We start from the raw sequence: 21,160 nt of genomic DNA on the forward strand, positions 1-21,160 counted from the left end.
AATGGGCGAGGTGCAGGACAGGATCCGCATTAACGTCGGCGACATCACCAAGTTGGATGTCGACGCCATTGTCAACGCGGCCAATTCCTCGCTGCTCGGCGGCGGCGGGGTCGACGGCGCCATTCACCGGGCGGCGGGGCCGGAACTCCTCGCCGAATGCCGCACGCTCAACGGCTGCAAGACCGGCGATGCAAAGTTGACCAAGGGCTATCGGCTGCCGGCCCGCTACGTCATCCATACGGTCGGTCCAGTCTGGCAGGGCGGCGGCAAGGGCGAGGCGGAGTTGCTCGCCTCCTGCTATCGGCGTTCGCTCGAAATCGCCGCCGAGAAGGAATGCCGCTCGGTCGCCTTTCCGGCGATCTCGACGGGCATCTACCGCTATCCGAGGGATGAGGCGGCAGCAATTGCAGTCGGCGCCGTAAATAGCTTCTTGAGCGGAAATACGACGCCGCAGACCGTCGTCTTCTGCTGCTTCGACGAACAAATGGCCGAACTATACCGTGAGGCCGTTGCTTCCTCGAGGCGAACGCAGTCTACGGAGGTTTCATGTTCACAAAGATCCTGATCGCCAACCGAGGCGAGATCGCATGCCGGGTGATCCGCACGGCGCGCAGGATGGGGGTGCGCACGGTTGCCGTCTATTCCGATGGCGATGCGAAATCCCTGCATGTCGAGATGGCCGACGAGGCGGTACATATCGGTGCCTCGCCTGTCAGCGACAGCTATCTGCGCGGCGACAAGATCGTCGCGGCCGCCTTGGCGACAGGCTCGCAAGCCGTTCATCCCGGCTATGGCTTCCTGTCGGAAAATCCTGATTTCGTCGACCAGGTGGCGGCCGCGGGGCTCACCTTCATCGGCCCGTCGGCGGCCTCTATCCGCGCCATGGGGCTGAAGGATGCCGCCAAACGGCTGATGGAAAAGGCCGGCGTGCCCGTCGTGCCGGGCTACCATGGCGAGGCACAGGAGATCGTGGTCCTGGCCTCTAAGGCACGCGAAATCGGCTACCCCGTGCTGATCAAGGCGCGGGCCGGCGGCGGTGGCAAGGGCATGCGCCGGGTCGAGCACCCCGACGAGTTTTCCGAAGCGCTGTCGAGCGCACGACGCGAGGCGAAATCCGCTTTTGGCGACGACCGTGTACTGGTGGAAAAATATATCGACAAACCGCGCCACATCGAGGTGCAGGTTTTCGGCGACAATTTCGGCAATGCCGTCCATCTGTTCGAACGCGACTGCTCGGTGCAGCGACGCCATCAGAAGGTTATCGAGGAAGCCCCCGCCCCCGGCATGACGGAGGCGTTACGCAAGGCGATGACCGAGGCGGCGGTGAAGGCCGCCAAGGCGATCAGCTACTGCGGTGCCGGGACCATCGAATTCATCGTCGATGCCTCGCAAGGCCTGACGCCTGACCGCTTCTGGTTCATGGAGATGAACACGAGGTTGCAGGTCGAGCACCCGGTCACCGAGATGGTCACCGGCACTGATCTGGTAGAATGGCAGTTGCGGGTCGCATCCGGCGAGAAGCTGCCGAAAACGCAAGGCGAGATAAAGCTAGCCGGCCACGCCTTCGAGGCGCGCCTCTATGCCGAGGATGCCGCAAGGGAGTTTCTGCCTGCGACCGGCACGCTGCATCATCTGAAATTTCCCGACATGGTTCCCCAAGGGGCCGCCATGCGTGTCGAAACCGGGGTGCGGGCCGGCGACGCCATTTCTCCCTATTATGATCCGATGATCGCCAAGCTGGTGGTGCATGGCGGGGACAGGCCGGCTGCGCTGGAGGCACTCGGCGCGGCGCTTGCGCGAACCGAAGTCGCCGGTTCGATCGTCAATACCGCCTTCCTCGCCGCGCTGGTGACCGATCCGGACTTTTCGGCGGGCGACGTCGATACCGGCCTGATAGGCCTCCACCAGCAGGCGCTGACCGAGATTGCGCCGCCGAGCGGCGAAACGGTCGCGGCCGCGGCCATAGCGGCCTCCGGGGCGGGCGCGCTGCCGGCATCGGATGATCCATGGTCGTCACTTGCCGGCTACACGCATTTCCATGGCATGGCACGACAGATCCGGCTGAAGTTTGGCGAGGACGATATTCTGGCGAGGGTTTCGGTACGACCAGACCGGCGTTCCCAGGTGACGCTCCATGCACCCTATGACAGCGCCAATTCGCATGACCTTCGCGCCGTTCCTCGCCTCGCCCGCTGGCCAGGCCACATCACGATATTCGAAGGCGCGGCCGGCTATACGTTCGCGGTGCCGGACCCGTTGGCCAGAGGCGATGATGCGGCGGCGGCGTCAGGCAGTTTGCGCGCGCCGATGCCGGGACTGGTCAAGCTTGTGCGGGCGACAAAGGGCGATACGGTGATGAAGGGGCAACCGCTGCTTATTCTCGAGGCGATGAAGATGGAGCACACCATCGCCGCGCCCCATGATGGCGTGATCGCCGAGATCGCCACCGAGGGCGCGCAGGTTACCGACGGCACCGTGCTGGTGCGGTTCGAGGATATGCAAGGCTGACAGCCTCGCTGCCGGACGCCAAGCGTCCCTGTCCTGCCGGACAGAGAGAGGCGCCGTAGAATGTCGACCGCCGTTATATGTCCATGGCAAGACACACAGGCAGAAATGAAATGGCCGGGACGAGCCCGGCCATTTCATCGATATAGGCAGCGATTACGGCTGGATCGGCGCATACTTGCCGTCGTGCCACTGGTTGATGTCGTAGCTGGCGTTCTTGAGGTCGCCCTTCTCGTCGAAGGTGACATTGCCGACAACCGTGCTGATTGGCTGCCCGTTCTTCAGCGCCTCGGCGACCTTGGCCGGATCATCGCTGCCGGCACGCTTGATGCCTTCCGCAAAGGCCTGGATCGTGGCGTAGGAGAATAGCGTGAAGCCTTCCGGCACGAAACCGCCGGCTTTGATCTTCTCGACGGCTGCCTTGGCTTCCGGCTTTGCCTGAGGATCCGACGGGAAGACGAACATGGTCCCTTCGCCGGCCGGGCCGGCAACCTGCCAGAATTCCGGCGAGGCTATCGAATCGGGCATGATCAGCTGGAACTTGATGCCCTGTTCCGCCGACTGGCGCAGGATCAGGCCAGCCTCCGGGTGGTAACCGCCGAAATAGACAACGTCGGCCTTGAGGTCCTTGAGCTTGGTGACGAGCGCCGAATAGTCCTTTTCGCCGGCATTGATGCCTTCATAGTCCACTTCCTTCAGGCCGCCGGCATTCATCGTGGCCTTGACCGCATCGGCAACGCCCTGACCGTAGGCACTCTTGTCATGCAGGATGACGACGTTCTTGCCGGCATACTTCTTCGCGATCCAGGGGCCGATGAAGGCACCCTGCGCATCGTCACGCGTATAGAGGCGCATGATCGTCGGCCAGCCGGCCTTCGCTGCGGCGTCGGTCAGCACCGGGTTCGAGGAGGCCGGGCTCATCATCAGGGCACCGGCTTCGGCATAGACGGCGGAAGCCGGAATGCTCGAACCCGAGCAAGCGTGGCCGTCGATGAACTTGACGCCATTGGCGACGATACGGTTGGCGACCGAAACCGCCTGCTTCGGGTCGCACTGGTCATCCTCGATATCGAGCTTGATCTGGCGACCGTCGACACCGCCGGCAGCATTGATCGCGTCGGCGGCAGCCTGCGCGCCCTGCTTGAACTGATCGCCAATGGTGGCGAGCTGTCCGGTCATCGGACCGACCACCGAAAAGGTGATGTCGTCGGCATAGGCGACCGGCGCGCTCATCATCAGGCCGAAAATGGCCGCGTTCAAAATACTTAATTTTTTCATTGCGGTATGACTCCTCCACTCACGCGCGGCCGCCCCGGCCACGCTTCTTCCAGAGAGGCCGGACAATTTCATCCTTCGTGTGGCCTGTCTAGGCGCATTGGCGGCGCTCGATTAGGCCTGCGGAGCATCTCTGGAGCAAAAAGGCAAAAGCCGCGCCGGCCTTGTTCCGGCCGGTCGCGGCTTTGCCTGTCGAGCTGTTTCTCAAGCGCCCCCGCACTCGAACCCAACTCGCCTTCCCTGTCTTCCTGCTGGCCCTGATCTTTCCGAAACCGGATCATGGCCGCCGCGCCGCTGGCCCTGTCGGGCGTGCCGCGTTCTTGGTTTTGTCACGTGGCCGTCTTACCGCGGCCTTGTCCTTGCCTGGCGGACCAGAAGGCCGCCCTGCCTTATCTCTAAATTCAGTGCATCGTCATCCATTCGCGGGCTTCGCGCAGCGCCTTGGCGATCTCGACCTTCGACATCGCAGCCGACAGTTCCGAACGCAATTCCGCAGCGCGGGCCGAACCCTTGATCGCGGCGATGTTGAACCATTTGTGGGCGGCGACGACATCGGTCTCGCAATCGCGGCCCGTCGCATACATCATCCCCAGTTCGAAAAGAATGTCGGCCTGGGCAGTTGCCCCCATGGCGCCGAAGCCTGCTTCAAGCATTTCAAAACGTGCCATTTTTCAATCCTCTCTTCCGGCCCTGTCTGGCTCCCGAGAGCTGCCTCCGTTTGTCTGCCCGGGCCGCTCTTTCGATGCTTTCGAGAATGCCGCTCAGGCTTGAATCCGTCGTTAAATGGCGTGCTTAATTTGAGGAAAACAAAGCTAAAACAATAGGTAAACGTGGAAATTCGTTAAGGATACAAAGCCAGCGATTCAGCCGGATAGCGCCAAATTTGACGACAATTTTCGCGGGCGGAATCAACACTCTGCTAACCACGCGAAACAAACGCCGCGCATGCATGCATTCATTTCCCTGCCGACATTGCTTCCGTCGGCGCATCTGAATTGCCAAAGCTTCCGCTGCGGCACCGCTTTTGTTTTGCGGGGAGCTGGATTAGCTTACGTTTGCGTAAGCGGCAGACCGGCGAGGCGGAGCCTCCTGCCGGGTATCCAAGGGAGGAAAGATGTTTCGAAAAGCAAGCCTGGCCCTGGCGGCCACTTTGATCCTGACCGGTGTGGCCTGGGCCGATCCGATCGAGGGAAACTGGAAGACGCAGGCCGGCGATACCGCGGCCATCGGGGGCTCGGGTTCATTTTCCATCACGCTGAAGTCCGGCAAATATGCCGGCAAGACCATCGGTTCGCTCAAGGCGTCCGGCGACAACAAATACGCCGGCAGCATAACCGACCCGGCAAACGACAAGACCTACTCCGGCAAGGCGACACTGTCGGGCACCTCGCTGAAAATGAGCGGCTGCGTGCTCGGCGGGCTGATCTGCAAGAGCCAGACCTGGCACAAGCTCTGATCGACCCAATCCTTGCGACATGAAAACGGGGCCGGCAGGCCCCGTTTTCGTTTCATGATCCTGGCGTGCTGTGCCGGCGGCCATGCTCCTTATGGCCAGCGCCGCCTCAAAACCCATCAACCAATTTGAACGGCAGATGAACGCCGGCATCAGAGCCGGTTCAGTCGTGCCCGGGCATTCTCCTGCGTGTTGAAGGAGACACGACCAATGCTCGCCCGCCGCTTCACCATCGTCTGCCTGCTGGTGAGCCTGTTTGGAATGTTCTTCGCCATCCTCGTCGCCGAAGCGGGCCGTTCGGCCCGTTCCTGGGACGAGGCCAGTTCCAGAACCTGCCGCCTCGCCTGCCCGACCACCCTTCGCCCCTGAGACAGAAACCAAAGACCTGACCAACCACAAGACCTCGAAAGAAAAGCAAAGACCATGAACCGCATCGCCGCCAACCTCTTCAAAACCGTTCGGCTTCTGCCGCGGGCGGCGCTCATCCTGGCGTTTCTTGCCGCGCCGGTCCTGGCCGTGCCGATGATGCGTGCCGATGCCGGTTCCACGATCGACGCGCCAGCACTGAAGAAATCCGGCGTCGGTTTCGTGCTGCTGGTCAGCCTGCAGCGCGGATAAATTGCGCCTTCGATCGGGACACCCCTCCCAACCGCCTTTCCAAATCTCTATATTGAGCCATGGAAAAGCGAATCTATCCCCAAGCCATCGAATCTGTCGTCATGCCCGAGCCTTTTGGCCGGCAGAGCTTCGACACCGCAGAAAAGGCCGTCGCGGCGCTGCAAGCCCTTTATGGCCGCAACACCAAGTTCCTGCGCGACTCCTTCGCGGCGCTTGCCGCCGGCGGCGACAGCAGCAAGCGCTACCGCGCCTTCTACCCGGAGATCGGTGTCACGACCAACTCGTTCACCCAGATCGATTCACGCCAAGCCTATGGCCACATGCCGACGCCGGGGCATTTTTCCACCACCATCACCCAGCCGAGCCTGTTCGAAAGCTATCTGGTCGAGCAATTGCGTCTGATCATGCGCAATCACGGGGTCGCGGTCACGGTCTCGGAATCGACAACGCCGATCCCGCTGCATTTCGCCTTCCTCGAAGGCACCCATGTCGACGGAACGGCGGCCGAGCGTATCCAGCGGCCTATCCGAGACCTGTTCGACGTGCCAGATCTCGACGGTACAGATGACCAGATCGCCAACGGCACGTTCGAAGTGGCGTTCGGAGAACCAAGGCCGCTGGCGCCCTTCACCGCGCAGCGGATCGACTATTCGCTCCACCGCCTGTCGCACTATACCGCGACCACGCCGCAGCATTTCCAGAATTTCGTGCTGTTCACCAACTATCAGTTCTATATCGACGAGTTCGTGGCGCGCGCCCGTGACCTGATGGAGAATGGCGGCGGCGGATATGCCGAATTCATCGAACCGGGCAACGTGGTCACCAAAGCCGGGCAGAGCGCCCCGAGCGAAGGGGTGGCGCCGCAGCGCCTGCCGCAGATGCCGGCCTACCACTTGAAGAAGCCAAACCATGGCGGCATCACCATGGTCAATATCGGTGTCGGACCCTCCAACGCCAAGACGATCACCGACCACATCGCGGTGCTGAGGCCACATGCCTGGGTGATGCTCGGCCACTGCGCGGGCCTGCGCAATACGCAGGCGCTGGGCGATTATGTGCTGGCGCATGCCTATGTGCGCGAGGATCACGTGCTGGACGACGACCTGCCGGTCTGGGTGCCGATCCCGCCATTGGCCGAAATCCAGGTGGCATTGCAGGAAGCGGTGGCCGAAGTCACCGGCCTGTCGGGGTACGATCTCAAGCGCATCATGCGCACCGGCACTGTAGCCACCATTGACAACCGCAACTGGGAACTGCGCGACCAGCGCGGACCGGTGCAGCGGCTTTCGCAGTCAAGGGCGATCGCACTTGACATGGAATCGGCAACGATCGCGGCCAATGGCTTCCGCTTCCGCGTGCCTTACGGCACGCTCTTGTGTGTCTCCGACAAGCCGCTGCATGGCGAGTTGAAGCTGCCCGGCATGGCGACCGAGTTCTACAAGCGACAGGTGGCGCAGCACCTGACCATCGGCATCCGGGCGATGGAAAAGCTTTCGGAAATGCCGATGGAGCGGCTGCATTCGCGCAAGCTCAGAAGTTTTTCGGAAACGGCCTTCCAGTAGCCGATCTGCGCGCCGCCAGAGCTATTCGCCGTCTTGCCGGCGATTCGCCATCTTGCCCGCAATTCGCTATCTTGATTGAGCCGCATTTTTGCCGATAACCGGGCGAGGACCATCGCTGGCAACTCATGCAGATCTGATCCGATGAAACGCAGTCGAGACATGGCGGCTTCACTGGTATTCATCGTGATGATGACGCTCTCGGTCGCGCTGGTGGCCGGCTTCTTAGGCGCGTTGCACCCGGCGCTCGATTCCTTTTCGCATTTCCGCATTCACCTCGCCGTGCTGATGGCGCTTTGCGCGCTGCCGCTGCTGGCGACATCGTTTCGCCTGCAAGCGGCCGCGGCCCTGGTTTTTGCCGTGGCCGCTCTTGCCACCGCTTCGACCGCCTTGCCCCGGCCGTGGCCGGTTCAGGCGGTCGCCAAACCCACCGACCAGGTAGTCTACAGCCTGCTGCAGATGAATCTGCGCTACGACAACCCGACGCCGAAAAAAGTGCTGTCACTGATCGGCCGGACCAATCCCGACGTCATCACCCTGGACGAGGTGTCGGCGATGTGGGCGACGGAGCTTGGCTACATCGCCAGCGCCTATCCATACCGGATCCTCTGTCCCTATCCCAACGGCGTATTCGGCGTCGCGCTGCTCTCGCGGCGGCCCTTTCTCGCCGGCACCGCGCCACATTGCGAGCGCCGGGGCGCAATGGCCGTTGCGACCATCGATTTCGGCGGCAGGAGCGCCGACGTCGCCGCCATCCATCTCAGCTGGCCGTGGCCGCGGGAACAGTATTGGCAGATCGGCGAACTCTCGGAGCAGCTTTCATCGCTCGGCCAAACCGCCATCATGGCCGGCGATTGCAACGCGGTGCCATGGAGCGCCGCGGTGCGGCGCGTCGCCGCTCTCGGCGGACTGACGGTCATGCCGTCGGCCGGGTCGACCTGGATTCACCGGAAGCTGCCCGACTTCCTGCGCCGCTATGCAGGCCTCCCGATCGACCAGGCGTTCAGCAAGGGCGGCGTGACCATTCTGTCGTCAACGCGACTGGAAGATACCGGCTCCGACCATCTTCCCGTACTCGTGGAGTTCTCGCTTCGCCCCGACGACAGGCTGCCCCATGACGAGCATGAGAGCGCGCTCGCGGCGAGCGACCTTGAAAACAATCCGCGCGGTTGATGCTTCGGCATTCTCAGGGTTTGGTCAACGCTTCGACAAGGTGCTCGACAGGCCCGCCGCCGCGATGCTCGCGCGCATCGAAAGCGTTCTGCCTGGCTTCGTATTCGACATAGATGGCCTTGATCCGGCGCCGCGCCTCGAGATGCGTGGCGGTGCAGAACCAGTTGTCCGGGCGCCGCAGGCCGGCAAGCGCGGCCTCGGTGGCCCGCATCATACGCCTCGCGATACCGCCATGCGTCTGCTCGTGCTTGCGAACGCCGATCATGAAACGGTCCCAACGTTCGCGCAGGACAGGGCTTGCCGACGAGAGCCGCGGGAAAGTGTAGGTCAGGTTCAGCGTCCCGTTGGCCTGCCGCAGATGGCAGGCACCATCCTTCCGGACAATATCGAGATCCCAATGCACGGCGTAACCGGTTTCGGCGATGGCACGCGCCATATAGCCGTGCTTGGGTCCCAGCCGGTCCATTGCCTCGACAAGGGCGGCTCCGGTATTTCCAACGACATCATAGGTGCGGATGTGAACGGTGAGCTTTGTGCCCGCCGACGCGGCTGATGCGCAAAGCAGCATGAAGGCCATGGCGAGCATCGTGGGGCTGGTCAGGCGCATGTCCGCCTCCTTTGTCGGAGCCGAGCAGACCACACTCGGCGGAAGGCTTCAACGGGCTTGATCGAGGCAGGCGGTCGCCGGCGACAGACAAGTCCGCCGCCGCTCGCATGTTCTTCGTGACGGCTTGGCCGGGCACGCTCACATGTTCTGATAGACCGGGCCTTCGCCACCTTGCGGCGGCACCCAGTCGATATTCTGGTTCGGATCCTTGATGTCGCAGGTCTTGCAGTGGACGCAGTTCTGCGCGTTGATGACGAAGCGCACGTCCTTGGCCGCCGGATCGGCAGCGGCATTGCCGTCCTTGTCGACCCATTCGTAGACGCCTGCAGGGCAGTAGCGCGTCGAAGGTCCGGCAAAGACGTCATGCTCGGAACGCTTCTGCAGCTCCATGTCCGCCACCAGCAGATGCACCGGCTCGTTTTCCTCGTGGTTGGTGTTGGACAGGAACACCGAGGACAAGCGGTCGAAGGTCAGCACGCCATCGGCCTTGGGATAGTCTATTTTCTTGTGCTTCGCGGCGGGCTCTAGCGTGGCGTAGTCGGCCTTGCCATGCTTCAGCGTGCCGAAGGGCGAGAAGCCGAACAAAGTGTTCAGCCACATGTCCAGGCCGCCGATGGCGACGCCGGCGATGGTGCCGAAGCGCGACCACAGCGGCTTGACGTTGCGCACCTTCTTCAGATCCTTGCCGATGTCTGTCGCCCGCCACGCGGCTTCGTAAGCGGAGAGCTCGTCATTGGCGCGGCCGGCGGCGATTGCCTCGGCGACATGCTCGGCCGCCAGCATTCCCGACAACACGGCATTGTGCGAGCCCTTGATGCGCGGGACGTTTACGAGGCCGGCGGCGCAGCCCATCAACGCGCCACCCGGGAAGCACAGTTTCGGCACCGACTGCCAGCCGCCTTCGGTAATCGCGCGCGCGCCATAGCCCAACCGCCTGGCGCCCTCGAAAGTACCGCTGATCGCCGGGTGGGTCTTGAAGCGCTGGAACTCCTCGAACGGCGACAGCCAGGGGTTCTTGTAATTGAGGTGGACGACGAAGCCCACCGCCACCTGATTGTCGTCCAGATGATAGAGGAAAGAGCCGCCGCCGGTCTTGAGATCGAGCGGCCAGCCGAAGGAGTGCTGGACGAGACCCGGCCTGTGCTTCTCCGGCTTGACCTGCCACAGTTCCTTGAGGCCGATGCCGTATTTGCCCGGCTCGCGGCCCTCGGAAAGCCTGAACCTGGCGATCAACTGCTTGGCGAGCGAGCCGCGCGCGCCCTCTCCGATCAGCACATATTTGCCCATCAGCGCCATGCCCGGCGCGAAACCCGGGCCGTGTGTGCCATCCTTTTCGACGCCCATGTCGCCGGTGACAACACCGGTGACGGCGCCTTCCTCGTTATAGAGCAGGCCGGCCGCGGCGAACCCCGGATAGATTTCCACGCCGAGCGCCTCGGCCTTGGCGGCCAGCCAGCGGCAGACATTGCCAAGCGAGACGATGTAGTTGCCGTGATTGTTCATCAGAGGCGGCATCATCATGTTGGGCAGGCGGAAAGAGCCGGCGGGGCCAAGCACCAGGAAATGGTCCGCCGTGACCGGCGTTTTGAATGGATGGTCTTGTTCGTCGCGCCAGCCCGGCAGCAACCGGTCGATGCCGATTGGATCGACGACGGCTCCTGACAAGATGTGGGCGCCAACCTCACCGCCCTTTTCCAGCACGACCACGGAAAGCTCGGGATTGACTTGCTTCAGGCGGATGGCGGCGGCGAGGCCGGCCGGGCCCGCACCGACGATCACCACGTCGAATTCCATGCTTTCGCGTTCGATATCGCTCATCAACCCCTCCGCACTGGCTTGTCGCTATTGCGCGTATCTTGCTGGCTCATGCGCTGCATAGCGCATCAAGTCGCGACAGGAAACCGGCGCGTCTGTGACAACGCGGATTTGGCCAAAAAGTCGCGCATCGTGCCGAAGGACACCCGTTTTGCGCCGGCCTGCCCGCAACGCGTACGTTTTTAATTGTTCGACGGCTTGCTTATCGGCCATACTTCGCACCATGCGCATTCCTGGGCCAGGCGGCTTCTCATCAACGCGCTTCCCATCGACGCCCGGCAGGGCCTGCCGGGCGTTCCTTTCGGCCCTCCCCCTGCTGGCGCCGGTCCATGCCTTTGCAGACGAGGTGAAGGTCTGGGCCACCGGTGCCTACTCCTTCTCCGACGAGCTTGGCGGGTTCGAAATCACCGGCGCTTCCGGCACCGGCACCAAGGACGATCCGCTCGTCATCACCGAAGAGCTGAATTCAGCGACGCCGGTGACGTTGACCATCCGTGCAACCAAGCCGATCCAGGCGTTCGGCAAGGCGGGCGAGTTCGCCAACGGCATCATGTATTTGCGCTTGGACGTGCTCAACAACAGCGGCCAGGCCTGGATCGAATTCCAGTTCGAGCTTCAGGAGGTCCTGAATCAGCCGAGCGTCTTCGGCGACGGGCTTTCGTTCGACCAGCGCAACAAGACGCCTGACAATATCTGGTCGAGCAATTTTGCCGATTTCGACCGCGATTTTGAACCGTATGACCGTCTGCTGTTCAAGAACGGCAAGGTCGACCCGCTAAAGACCGCCAGGTTCGAATTCCTGATCACCGACTATACGCCGCGCTGGACCTTTTATCTGGTGCAGGACCCGCGCATACCGACGGGTTAGGTTGCGGTGAGCGTATGACGCTGCCACAGACAGGCCGTCATTGCCCGGTTGTGCCAATGTCCCCAATCACCAACTTGCAATATGCGACCAGTCGAACGATGGTGGCGCCATGACTGCCGCTTCCCCAAACAGCCGACCTGATATCGCCGAGCTGCTCGCCTTCTATGCCAGCGCGGGCGTCGACGAGGCGTTGGAGGACGCGCCGGTGAACCGCTTCGCGGAAGCCGCGCCCAAGCCGGCGGAGCGGATGCCGGCTGCCGCGCCGAGCGATAGCAGAGCACCGGAGCGGCCCGCCCAACCGCGTCTCGATGCGAGCGCCGTGCCTAACGCTCCGCCGGCGCGCCCGCCCATTTCGGCGGTACCCGACGAGGCGCAGGCGGCGCTGGCGCGTGAATTGGCCTCGGCTGCCTCGACGCTGGACGAGCTTCGCCAGCACATGTCGACTTTTGACGGCTGCAACCTGAAGTTCACCGCCAAGAACCTGGTCTTTGCCGACGGCAACCCGGATGCATCGGTGATGCTGGTCGGCGAGGCGCCCGGCCGTGACGAGGATATAGAAGGCCTGCCCTTCGTCGGCCGCTCCGGCCGGCTGCTAGACCGCATGTTGGCCGCGATCGGGCTAGACCGGACATCCGTCTACATCGCCAATGTCATCCCCTGGCGGCCGCCGGGAAACCGCACGCCGACGCCGCACGAAACCGAGATCTGCCGGCCGTTCATCGAAAGGCAGATCGAACTGGTCAAGCCGAAGGTGCTGGTCAATCTCGGCGGGCCCTCGGCCAAAACCCTTCTGAATACGAGCGAAGGCATCTTGCGGCTGCGCGGCAACTGGCGCGCCCACACGACAGCGTCCGGCGTCGTTATTCCGGCGATGCCGACGCTGCACCCGGCCTATCTACTGAGGACGCCGACGCACAAGAAGCTGGCTTGGCGGGATTTTCTCGAGGTGAAGGCGAAGCTAAGAGCGCTCACCTCTCCATGACCTCGCGGGTAATTGAAATGCGCCTGCCGTCGCCCTAACCATGCCCTCATGATATCTCCTCAAACCTCCGCCGGCAGCCTCATCCGTGAATGGCGCACGCGACGCCGGATGAGCCAGCTCGACCTCGCCACGGAAGCCGATATCTCGCAGCGGCATCTGAGCTTCGTCGAGAGCGGGCGGGCCGCGCCGTCGCGCGACATGGTGCTACACCTGGCCGAGCAGCTTTCGATCCCGCTTCGCCAGCGCAACCAGCTCTTGCTGGCGGCGGGCTTTGCGCCGAGCTTCAGCGAAAGGCCGCTGACCGACATTTCGCTGGCACCGGCCATGGCGGCGGTCGAGACGGTGCTTCGAGGGCACGAGCCGTTCCCGGCGCTCGCGGTGGACCGGCACTGGAACCTCGTTTCGGCAAACGCTGCCATTGGGCCGTTCCTGGCCGACGTTTCCGAGCCCTCGCTGCTCAAGCCGCCAGTCAACGTGCTGCGGCTCAGCCTGCACCCTGGAGGTGTCGCGCCGCGCATCGTCAATCTCGCGGAGTGGCGGGCGCACCTGCTGGAACGCCTGAAGCACCAGAACGACGCGTCAGGCGATCCGGTGCTGATCGAACTGGAGCGTGAGTTGCGCGGTTATCCCTCCGGCCTGAAGAGTGGGCGGCCGGCGCGGGTCGAGCCGAGCGGCATCGTGCATCCGCTGCGGCTTGCCCATGGGGATCAGGTGCTGTCGTTCATCAGCACCATCACCGTGTTCGGCACGCCGCTGGACGTGACGCTGTCGGAGCTGGCGATCGAGTCCTTCTTTCCGGCCGACGAGCAGACGCGGACGGCGCTGGTAAGATTGGCGAAAGAGCGGGCCTAACGGTGCTGATCACCCCTGCGGCGGGGCGGCCTTGCGCGTGCGGGTGCGTTCCAGGCCGAGTTGACGTTCGCGCCAGATGATGAAGATGCCGGCGGCAACGACGATCAGACCGCCGGTCAGCGTGTTCAGCGTGGCGACATCGCCGAAGACGAGATAGCCGACCAAGACGCCGAGGATCATCGAGGTGTATTCGAACGGCGCCACCACCGATGCCTCGGCATGGCGGTAAGCCGAGGTCATCAGGATCTGGCCAAGGCCGCCGCAGAAGCCGGCGGCGACAAGAAGGACCGCCTGCCCCGGCGTCAGCGCCTGCCACCCAAACGGCAGCGACAGCAGCGCCATGACGCTCGCGGTGACCGAAAACCAAAGCACGATCGTGGCGGTGCGCTCGCTTTGCACGAGATTGCGCACGAGCAGCATGGCGACGGCCGAAATCGCCGCCGCTATCAATGCGGCGATGACGCCGAGCACCTCCTGGTCGTCGAGCGCCTCGCCGGAACTCAGGAGCGTCAGCTCCGGCCAGGAGATGATCAGCACACCGACGAGGCCGACGGCGACCGCGCTCCAGCGATAGACACGAATGGCTTCGCCGAGGAAAATCGAGCTGAACACCACCACCAACAGTGGCTGGGCGTAATTCAGCGTGATTGCTTCCGGCAGCGGCAACCGCGTCAGCGCGAAGAAGCCGAGCCCCATGGCGCAGACGCCGACGACGCCGCGCGCGATGTGGTTGAACGGACGGCTTGTACTGAAAGCCGTGCCGAGATTTCCCTTGAAAGCCAGAAAGGCAATGATCGGAAAGATAGCGAAGAAGGAGCGGAAGAAGACGATCTGTCCCGCCGGCACAGTGCCCGCCGCCTTGATGCAGGTCGACATGCCGACGAAGACCGCCACCGAGACGATCTTCAGCATAATGCCAGTGAGCGTGTTGTGCCCTACGGTATTGTCACTGTTGTCGCGGCCTGCTGTCACGCTCCCGCCGCTTCCCGCGTGGTTGCCCAGGTGCGCGCCGGCGTTGCCGGGCTCTCGATATGCCTGACGTCGTAGACGGCGGCCATGACTGCCTCGCGATGCTGGAAAGGAGGGTCTGAATAGACCTTGTCGCAGTTTTGTCGAGGCGCCGGTTCGTGTAAAGAGCGCGGACTTCAAATTTTTGGACGGGCAGGACAGGCCCGGAAAGACAGGAACCACGGAATGCGCACCGACACTGGCCAGGTCTTCAAACTCGAAGACTATCGCCCCAGCGACTATCTCATTCCGGAAACGAACCTTGAATTCCGTCTTTCGCCAGGCGCGACGATCGTCACGGCAATTTTGACCGTCGAGCGCCGGGATGGCGTCGCGGCCTCTACGCCGCTTGTGCTGGATGGCGACGGGCTGACGCTCAGGCGCGTCGAGATCGACGGCAGGAAAGCCAAGCCGACGGATTTTGCCGTGACGCCCGACCGACTGACCATCCTCAGGCCCCCGGCGGCGCGTCGCTTTCGGCTGTCGATCGAGACCGAGCTGGCGCCGTCGGGCAATGAAGCGCTGATGGGCCTCTACCGCTCAAGCAACGTCTATTGCACGCAATGCGAAGCAGAGGGCTTCCGCCGCATCACCTATTTCCTCGACCGCCCCGACATCCTTTCCGTCTACACCGTGCGGATCGAAGCCCGCCGCGACGAGGCGCCGCTGCTTCTGTCCAACGGAAACCGGGTCGACAAGGGCGATCTCGGCGATGGCTGGCACTATGCCATTTGGCACGATCCCTTCCCCAAGCCATCGTATCTGTTCGCGCTGGTCGCCGGCAATCTCGGCCGGGTCGCCGACAGTTTCGTCACCATGTCCGGCCGCACGGTCGAGCTCGGCATCTATGTCGAGCCCGGCAAGGAGAAGCTCGCCGGCTACGCCATGGATGCCTTGAAGCGATCGATGCAATGGGACGAGGAGGCATTCGGCCGCGAATACGACCTCGATGTCTTCAACATCGTCGCCGTGTCCGACTTCAACATGGGGGCGATGGAGAACAAAGGCCTCAACGTCTTCAACGACAAATATGTGCTGGCCGACCGGGAGACCGCGACGGACGCCGATTTCGCCAATATCGAGGCGATCATCGCGCATGAGTATTTCCACAATTGGACAGGCAACAGAATCACTTGCCGCGACTGGTTCCAGCTTTGCCTGAAGGAAGGGCTGACCGTTTATCGCGACCACGAATTCTCCGCCGACCAACGTTCGCGTGCGGTCAAGCGCATCGCCGAGGTACGCACGCTGCGCGCGCATCAATTCCCCGAGGACCAGGGGCCGCTGGCGCATCCGGTCAGGCCGCGCCGCTATCGCGAGATCAATAATTTCTACACGGCGACCGTCTACGAAAAAGGCTCGGAGGTGGTGCGCATGATCCGTACCATCCTCGGGCCTGATAGCTTTCGCGCCGGCATGGACCTCTATTTCGAGCGGCACGACGGCACGGCGGCGACGATCGAGGATTTCCTGACAGTGTTCGAGGAGGTGTCCGGCCGCGACTTGTCGCAATTCGCGCTCTGGTACCATCAGGCCGGCACCCCTAACCTGGCGGTGAGCTCGACCTATAACCGGGCGGAGCGGGAATTCACTCTGGAAATCGAGCAATCGGTGCCGCCGACCCCGTCGGAAAGCCGCAAACGACTGATGCACATACCGCTCGCCTTCGGTCTGATTGGCGCCGGCGGCGAGCCGGTCGCCTATGACGCGGTCGACGGCGCCAGCGTCGAGGACGGCATCATCCACATCCGCAAGCGCCGGCATGTGGTGCGCTTCTCAGGCGTCGCCGAGCGTCCGGCGGTTTCGCTGAACCGTGGCTTCTCGGCGCCGATAACGCTTGCCGTCGAGCAGAAGACCGATGACCAATTCTTCCTTGCCGGCCACGACAGCGACAGCTTCTCGCGCTGGCAGACCTTCAACACGCTGCTTACGGATGCATTGATCTTGGCCTTCCGCCAGATTCTCGACGGCGCCGAGCCTGGCTTCACCGCGCGGCTGACCGAGCTTGCCGGCAGGATCGCGAGCGACGAGACGCTGGAGCCGGCCTACCGGGCGCTGGCGCTTTCGCTTCCGGGCGAGACCGACATAGCGCGCGACATCGGCAAAAACATCGAACCCAACGCCATCTTCGCTGCGCGCGAGGCGCTGGCGCTGGCAATCGCCAGGGCTAACCGCGACGCGTTCGCCGGCCTCTACGAGCGGCTTGCCGACGCCGGCCCGTTCAGCCCGGACGCAGCTTCCGCCGGACGGCGGGCGCTGCGCAACGTCATGCTCGATTATCTCTCGCTGCTGTCAGATGGCGCCGGGCTTGCGGCGGAGCACTTCCGGTCGGCCACCAATATGACTGACCGCGCCGCGGCACTGACCGTGCTCGCGCACCGCCACCATGGTTCGCCGGAGGCAAACAAGGCACTGGCGGCTTTCGAAGATACATATGCGTCCGACCCGCTTGTGATGGACAAATGGTTCCAGATTCAGGCCAGCGTACCCGGTCCGCAGGCGGTGGAGACGGTTCGCGCCCTGACCACGCATCCGGCCTTCTCGATGGCCAATCCGAACCGGGTGCGCTCGTTAATCGGCACATTCTCCAGTGCCAACCAGACCGGATTCCACCGCGCCGACGGCGAAGGCTACCGATTCTTCACGCAGACCGTGCTCGAGGTCGAAAAACGCAATCCGCAGGTGGCGGCAAGATTGGCAACGGCGCTCCGGTCGTGGCGTTCGCTCGAACCTGGCAGGCAGGCCAAGGCCAGGGAAGCGCTGCTTTCGATCGCCAATGCCGAAAACCTGTCGGCGGATTTAAGCGATATCGTCGAGCGTACGCTGGCGTGAGCCAGACCCAAGCGACCACCATGGTGGTCGGCGGCAATGCCAAGGCAACGCCACCGGCCCGTCAGGCTGTGCTTCTGCTGCTCGAACGGATTCCCGCCTCCCTACGCGGGTATCAACATGGCGATGCGATGCACGCCGACCTCGGCGCTCGTATTCGTCGCCTCGTCGGTCTTGCCCTTGGCGCAAGTGTATATGTCGCCTTCCTTGAGCTTGAACTCCTTGTCGGCCTTCTTGATCGTGAATTCGCCCGCAGTGATGGTGCATACCATGTCGTTGTCCATCACCATCGCCGGCGCATGTGTGCCGGGCTGAAACACGACATCGACGATTGAGATGCTTTTGTAGGCAGGAATGTCTGAGTTTCCCGTGCCTACCTCCACCACTCTGATGCCGGGCGCAATCTCCTTGCCCTCCTTCGGGCCGTATGTCCTCGTTTTTACCGACGCCGCCAGGGCGAACAAAGGCGTTACCGCTGCCGCTGACACGCCGAGAGCAATTGCAGATCTGCGATTCATGCTTTCCTCCCAATGTGCAATCCCGCACGGAACATGCGTGATTTCTAATATTATGCCCTTTCCACGGTAATCGCCATCGCATGCCTCTGCTCGGTTGGCGGAAAAGCCGCTATTTTAGTCGATTTTTAATCTTTTTTCGCCGGACCACTGGACAAGGCGAATCACCTTTGATTCTTTAATGGCGATTCGGAAGTGCGGCGTTTGCCGGATCATCAAGCATAGGCAAATCGGGGAGTGCCATTTATGGCGAAGGCGGACGCGTGGGGCGCGCCCGGAGGGATAGCTTTTGCGCGTCGCGAGACGCCGCGAGGCGACGGCCTTGCCGGGAATACGCGGCTCATCGCCGAACCGGCCTACAAGCGGCTTCTGGCGGCGGAGCCATTGCTGCGCCGATCGATACCGGCTCTCATCGTCATCTTCCTGATCGCGATCGCGGCGCTGCGCGTCCTGTCGCTGATGAACGAACGCGACGATATCGAGCGCAACGCCAAGGCGATCCTGATGCTGGCGTCCGGTCAACTGGCGAGTTCGCTGGCCACCACGTCCGACACCGCGCCGGGCGCCATCCAGGACCTGTTGGAAACGACCAGCCGCCAGGGCGCGATGAGCCGCGGCCACGTTCTTGTCATCACCGACAGCGCCTTCAAGATCACCGCGGTGACGCCGCGCTCGATGTCCTGGCAAGGCCGTTCGCTGGATAGCCTCGCCCAGGGCGGCCAGCCTCTGTTCATGTTCGGCGACCGCGCCGGAGTGATGGAGGTCGATATTGGCGGGCAGGACTGGTATGCAGCGGTCAGCCTGACGAACGGTCGCAAAGGCGCGGCAGCGGCGCTGGTGCCGCAGGACGCGGTTTTCGACGCCTGGCGCAAGACAGTCTCGCTGAATGTGACGCTGTTCGTACTGACGGCCGGCGTGCTGATCATCATCCTCTATGCCTATTTCGGCCAGGCGGCGCGCGCGCAGGCGGCCGACCGCATCTATCTCGAAGCGCATCAACGCATCGACATGGCGCTGGTACGCGGCCGCTGCGGCTTGTGGGACTGGGACATGGTGCGCGGCAAGATGTATTGGTCGCGCTCGATGTACGACATGCTGGGCTACGAGCCATGCGACACGATGCTGTCCTTCGGCGAGGTCGACGAGATCATCCATCCCGATGATGGCGACTTGTTCCAGCTCGCCAACAAGATCGTCGCGCGCGAGATCGATCATATCGATCAGGTGTTCCGGATGCGGCATGCCGACGGGCAGTGGGTATGGATGCGCGCAAGGGCGCAGGTCATGGATCCGGAAGCACCCGAAATCCAGTTGATCGGCATCGCCGTCGACGTCACCGAGCAGCGTCACCTGGCGCTTCGTTCCGAGGCAGCCGATTTGCGCCTGAGGACGGCGATCGAGAACATCAACGAGTCCTTCGTGCTGTGGGATGCCGCCGAGCGGCTGATCATGTGCAATTCCAAATACCAGAAGGACAATGGCCTTTCGGACCGTGACGTGATGCCAGGCGCCGTGCGCGCCACGCTGGAAGAGCGCATGCTCGCTTTCGCTTCCGATCGGCGGCTTGCCAACAGCAATGGACCGCAGGGCGGCGCGACGTTCGAACGGCAGCTGGCCGACGGCCGCTGGTTGCAGGTCAACGAACTCAGAACCCGCGACGGCGGCATTGTCTCGGTCGGATCCGACATCACCCAGATCAAGCTGCATCAAGAAAAGCTGGTCGACAGCGAGCGCCGGCTGATGGCGACCATACACGATCTCAGCCTCGCCCGCCGGGCCGAAGAGGAGCGCGCGCGCGAACTGGTCGAGCTCAACCGCAAATACATGAAGGAAACCGAGCGCGCCGAAGCGGCGAACCGGGCCAAGTCCGAATTCCTGGCCAACATGTCGCATGAACTGCGCACGCCCTTGAACGCGATCATCGGCTTCTCCGAGCTGATGGAACAGGGGCTGTTCGGCCCGCTGGGATCGGAGCGCTACGAGGAATACGCCACCGACATCAACAGCAGTGGCAAATATCTCCTGGGCGTCATCAACGACATTCTCGACATGTCGAAAATCGAGGCCGGCCAATTCTCGCTCGACCGCGAAGAGATCGATCTCGGCCCGCTGATCAGCGAGACGGTCAGGGTCGTCTCGCTGCAGGCCGCACAGAAGGCGATCACCGTGGAGACCCGCATCGCCGACGCGCTGACGCTGTTTGCCGACCGCCGAGCGATCAAGCAGATCGTCATAAACCTTTTGTCCAACGCAGTGAAATTCACCGGCCAAGGCGGCCACATATCGGTCAGGGCCCGCAATACCTCAGGGGCGCTGGTGCTGACTATCGAGGATAATGGCTGCGGCATCCCGAAGGAGGCGCTCGGCAAGCTCGGACGGCCTTTCGAACAGGTGCAGAACCAGTTCTCCAAGAGCCATGCCGGGTCCGGCCTCGGCCTCGCCATCTCGCGCTCTCTGGCCGAACTGCAAGGCGGTGCCCTGAAAATCCGCTCAACCGAAGGTGTCGGCACGATCGTGTCGGTGCGCATTCCGGTGAAGAAGGCGACGCCCGTGGTCAAGGTCGCGGCTTGAGCAACGGGCTCCGGCGATGTCGCCGAAGCCCGTGCCGGAAGGCGTTATTGCATGCTGTCATCGTCGCCTTCGTCATCCCGCTGAGGGTGCAGGCCAAAGCGGCCGCCCTTTGGCAGTTCGCCCTTCTTGATCTTTCCGTCGTTGTTCTTGTCGAGCAGGGCAAAGAGCTTCTTGTCGCGACCGGCGATGTCGTCCGTCGTCAGCGTACCGTCGCCCTTGGTGTCGTAACGCGCGATGATGCGCTTGGCCATGCGCTCGTAGCGGGCCTTTTCCAGTGCGGCGGCGAGCTGCTCCACCGTGAGCTTGCCACCATTGTCGGCAACCAGCTTCTTCAACCGCGAATCCATGACGCTTGAGAACTGGTCGAAGCTGATAGTGCCGTCATTATCCTTGATCGCCTTGTTGAGGCGCATCATCGTGCGCTCACGCATGTTTGCGCTGTCGATGTTCTCGGCATAGGCCGCAGTGCCGACGGCTCCTGCCAACGCGATGAAGGCGAATGCGAGCTTGGTTGTCTTTCTCATGGTCTT

Annotated in this window: 19 protein-coding genes; 12 read left to right on the plus strand and 7 right to left on the minus strand. The window is 62.8% G+C overall.

The window, feature by feature from the left end; all coding sequences use genetic code 11:
• Position 1 precedes the first annotated feature (1 nt).
• Together FJ940_RS22615 and FJ940_RS22620 are read left to right on the plus strand one after the other, a co-directional pair.
• On the plus strand, positions 2-565 hold the full coding sequence (locus tag FJ940_RS22615; RefSeq protein WP_140657981.1) for an O-acetyl-ADP-ribose deacetylase: 564 nt from the start codon (positions 2-4) through the stop codon (positions 563-565).
• Positions 547-2,508 carry an acetyl/propionyl/methylcrotonyl-CoA carboxylase subunit alpha gene (locus FJ940_RS22620; RefSeq protein ID WP_140657983.1) on the plus strand — a complete coding sequence of 654 codons (1,962 nt, stop codon included), beginning with the start codon at positions 547-549 and terminating at the stop codon, positions 2,506-2,508. Before FJ940_RS22615 ends, FJ940_RS22620 begins: the two co-directional genes overlap by 19 nt.
• Before the next feature lie 153 nt (positions 2,509-2,661).
• Here FJ940_RS22620 and FJ940_RS22625 read toward each other — a convergent pair whose 3' ends face one another.
• Positions 2,662-3,783: a branched-chain amino acid ABC transporter substrate-binding protein gene (locus tag FJ940_RS22625; RefSeq protein ID WP_140494645.1), complete on the minus strand. Its 1,122-nt coding sequence runs from the start codon at positions 3,781-3,783 to the stop codon at positions 2,662-2,664.
• Between the two features lie 398 nt (positions 3,784-4,181).
• Positions 4,182-4,448 carry a sel1 repeat family protein gene (locus FJ940_RS22630; protein WP_010915070.1) on the minus strand — a complete coding sequence of 89 codons (267 nt, stop codon included), beginning with the start codon at positions 4,446-4,448 and terminating at the stop codon, positions 4,182-4,184.
• 446 nt (positions 4,449-4,894) lie between these two features.
• On the opposite strand from FJ940_RS22630, the gene FJ940_RS22635 reads away from it, so the two are divergent.
• The 5 genes from FJ940_RS22635 to FJ940_RS22650 all read left to right on the plus strand — a co-directional run bounded on the left by FJ940_RS22635 (position 4,895) and on the right by FJ940_RS22650 (position 8,583).
• Positions 4,895-5,236 carry a DUF2147 domain-containing protein gene (locus FJ940_RS22635; RefSeq protein WP_140555823.1) on the plus strand — a complete coding sequence of 114 codons (342 nt, stop codon included), beginning with the start codon at positions 4,895-4,897 and terminating at the stop codon, positions 5,234-5,236.
• 207 nt (positions 5,237-5,443) lie between these two features.
• The gene (locus FJ940_RS28550) at positions 5,444-5,602 is read left to right on the plus strand and encodes a hypothetical protein (protein ID WP_181165140.1); all 159 of its coding nucleotides are present in this window, start codon (positions 5,444-5,446) and stop codon (positions 5,600-5,602) included.
• Positions 5,603-5,656: 54 nt separating this feature from the next.
• Complete coding sequence (locus tag FJ940_RS22640; protein WP_140494649.1) at positions 5,657-5,851, plus strand: hypothetical protein; 195 nt, start codon at positions 5,657-5,659, stop codon at positions 5,849-5,851.
• Between the two features lie 101 nt (positions 5,852-5,952).
• A complete protein-coding gene (locus tag FJ940_RS22645; protein ID WP_224684496.1) occupies positions 5,953-7,413 on the plus strand; it encodes an AMP nucleosidase in 1,461 nt (486 codons plus the stop codon).
• Between the two features lie 159 nt (positions 7,414-7,572).
• Positions 7,573-8,583 (plus strand): endonuclease/exonuclease/phosphatase family protein, encoded by a 1,011-nt coding sequence (locus tag FJ940_RS22650; protein ID WP_224680932.1) that lies wholly within the window; start codon positions 7,573-7,575, stop codon positions 8,581-8,583.
• Positions 8,584-8,596: 13 nt separating this feature from the next.
• Here the strand turns inward: FJ940_RS22650 and FJ940_RS22655 are convergent, their stop codons facing one another.
• The gene (locus FJ940_RS22655) at positions 8,597-9,190 is read right to left on the minus strand and encodes a DUF922 domain-containing protein (RefSeq protein WP_140657987.1); all 594 of its coding nucleotides are present in this window, start codon (positions 9,188-9,190) and stop codon (positions 8,597-8,599) included.
• A gap of 138 nt (positions 9,191-9,328) precedes the next feature.
• The gene (locus FJ940_RS22660; RefSeq protein ID WP_140657989.1) at positions 9,329-11,008 is read right to left on the minus strand and encodes an electron transfer flavoprotein-ubiquinone oxidoreductase; all 1,680 of its coding nucleotides are present in this window, start codon (positions 11,006-11,008) and stop codon (positions 9,329-9,331) included.
• A gap of 220 nt (positions 11,009-11,228) precedes the next feature.
• Here FJ940_RS22660 and FJ940_RS22665 point away from each other — a divergent pair, with 220 nt between their 5' ends.
• The 3 genes from FJ940_RS22665 (at position 11,229) to FJ940_RS22675 (ending at position 13,707) form a co-directional block, all read left to right on the plus strand.
• A complete protein-coding gene (locus FJ940_RS22665) occupies positions 11,229-11,873 on the plus strand; it encodes a hypothetical protein (protein ID WP_140657991.1) in 645 nt (214 codons plus the stop codon).
• Positions 11,874-11,982: 109 nt separating this feature from the next.
• Positions 11,983-12,855, plus strand: coding sequence for a uracil-DNA glycosylase (locus FJ940_RS22670; protein WP_140657993.1), 873 nt, complete (start codon positions 11,983-11,985; stop codon positions 12,853-12,855).
• 48 nt (positions 12,856-12,903) lie between these two features.
• Positions 12,904-13,707, plus strand: a complete 804-nt coding sequence (locus FJ940_RS22675) for a helix-turn-helix transcriptional regulator (RefSeq protein ID WP_140559443.1) — start codon at positions 12,904-12,906, stop codon at positions 13,705-13,707.
• Between the two features lie 9 nt (positions 13,708-13,716).
• Here the strand turns inward: FJ940_RS22675 and FJ940_RS22680 are convergent, their stop codons facing one another.
• The gene (locus tag FJ940_RS22680) at positions 13,717-14,619 is read right to left on the minus strand and encodes a DMT family transporter (protein ID WP_224617863.1); all 903 of its coding nucleotides are present in this window, start codon (positions 14,617-14,619) and stop codon (positions 13,717-13,719) included.
• Positions 14,620-14,901: 282 nt separating this feature from the next.
• Between FJ940_RS22680 and pepN the strand changes: the two genes are divergently transcribed.
• Complete coding sequence (gene pepN, locus FJ940_RS22685; protein ID WP_140657995.1) at positions 14,902-17,547, plus strand: aminopeptidase N; 2,646 nt, start codon at positions 14,902-14,904, stop codon at positions 17,545-17,547.
• A gap of 101 nt (positions 17,548-17,648) precedes the next feature.
• Here pepN and FJ940_RS22690 read toward each other — a convergent pair whose 3' ends face one another.
• Positions 17,649-18,062 carry a hypothetical protein gene (locus FJ940_RS22690; RefSeq protein WP_140517978.1) on the minus strand — a complete coding sequence of 138 codons (414 nt, stop codon included), beginning with the start codon at positions 18,060-18,062 and terminating at the stop codon, positions 17,649-17,651.
• A 243-nt stretch (positions 18,063-18,305) separates the two neighbouring features.
• Between FJ940_RS22690 and FJ940_RS22695 the strand changes: the two genes are divergently transcribed.
• Positions 18,306-20,630, plus strand: coding sequence for a PAS domain-containing sensor histidine kinase (locus FJ940_RS22695; RefSeq protein WP_140494675.1), 2,325 nt, complete (start codon positions 18,306-18,308; stop codon positions 20,628-20,630).
• A 44-nt stretch (positions 20,631-20,674) separates the two neighbouring features.
• On the opposite strand, the gene FJ940_RS22700 is transcribed toward FJ940_RS22695, so the two are convergent.
• Positions 20,675-21,154, minus strand: coding sequence for a hypothetical protein (locus FJ940_RS22700; protein ID WP_140657997.1), 480 nt, complete (start codon positions 21,152-21,154; stop codon positions 20,675-20,677).
• Between the last annotated feature and the right edge of the window lie 6 nt (positions 21,155-21,160).

The sequence above is a fragment of the Mesorhizobium sp. B2-3-7 genome, assembly GCF_006442695.1.
GTDB lineage: Bacteria > Pseudomonadota > Alphaproteobacteria > Rhizobiales > Rhizobiaceae > Mesorhizobium.

Bases quoted from the DNA above. Each gene is read 5' to 3' on its own strand.
- FJ940_RS22620 (WP_140657983.1), top strand. From the start codon at position 547: ATGTTCACAAAGATCCTGATCGCCAACCGAGGCGAGATCGCATGCCGG.
- FJ940_RS28550 (WP_181165140.1), top strand. From the start codon at position 5,444: ATGCTCGCCCGCCGCTTCACCATCGTCTGCCTGCTGGTGAGCCTGTTT.
- FJ940_RS22675 (WP_140559443.1), top strand. From the start codon at position 12,904: ATGATATCTCCTCAAACCTCCGCCGGCAGCCTCATCCGTGAATGGCGC.
- FJ940_RS22640 (WP_140494649.1), top strand. From the start codon at position 5,657: ATGAACCGCATCGCCGCCAACCTCTTCAAAACCGTTCGGCTTCTGCCG.
- FJ940_RS22655 (WP_140657987.1), bottom strand. From the start codon at position 9,190: ATGCGCCTGACCAGCCCCACGATGCTCGCCATGGCCTTCATGCTGCTT.
- FJ940_RS22695 (WP_140494675.1), top strand. From the start codon at position 18,306: ATGGCGAAGGCGGACGCGTGGGGCGCGCCCGGAGGGATAGCTTTTGCG.
- FJ940_RS22650 (WP_224680932.1), top strand. From the start codon at position 7,573: ATGGCGGCTTCACTGGTATTCATCGTGATGATGACGCTCTCGGTCGCG.
- FJ940_RS22690 (WP_140517978.1), bottom strand. From the start codon at position 18,062: ATGAATCGCAGATCTGCAATTGCTCTCGGCGTGTCAGCGGCAGCGGTA.
- FJ940_RS22635 (WP_140555823.1), top strand. From the start codon at position 4,895: ATGTTTCGAAAAGCAAGCCTGGCCCTGGCGGCCACTTTGATCCTGACC.
- FJ940_RS22670 (WP_140657993.1), top strand. From the start codon at position 11,983: ATGACTGCCGCTTCCCCAAACAGCCGACCTGATATCGCCGAGCTGCTC.
- FJ940_RS22625 (WP_140494645.1), bottom strand. From the start codon at position 3,783: ATGAAAAAATTAAGTATTTTGAACGCGGCCATTTTCGGCCTGATGATG.
- FJ940_RS22680 (WP_224617863.1), bottom strand. From the start codon at position 14,619: ATGCTGAAGATCGTCTCGGTGGCGGTCTTCGTCGGCATGTCGACCTGC.
- pepN (WP_140657995.1), top strand. From the start codon at position 14,902: ATGCGCACCGACACTGGCCAGGTCTTCAAACTCGAAGACTATCGCCCC.
- FJ940_RS22615 (WP_140657981.1), top strand. From the start codon at position 2: ATGGGCGAGGTGCAGGACAGGATCCGCATTAACGTCGGCGACATCACC.
- FJ940_RS22665 (WP_140657991.1), top strand. From the start codon at position 11,229: ATGCGCATTCCTGGGCCAGGCGGCTTCTCATCAACGCGCTTCCCATCG.
- FJ940_RS22700 (WP_140657997.1), bottom strand. From the start codon at position 21,154: ATGAGAAAGACAACCAAGCTCGCATTCGCCTTCATCGCGTTGGCAGGA.
- FJ940_RS22660 (WP_140657989.1), bottom strand. From the start codon at position 11,008: ATGAGCGATATCGAACGCGAAAGCATGGAATTCGACGTGGTGATCGTC.
- FJ940_RS22630 (WP_010915070.1), bottom strand. From the start codon at position 4,448: ATGGCACGTTTTGAAATGCTTGAAGCAGGCTTCGGCGCCATGGGGGCA.
- FJ940_RS22645 (WP_224684496.1), top strand. From the start codon at position 5,953: ATGCCCGAGCCTTTTGGCCGGCAGAGCTTCGACACCGCAGAAAAGGCC.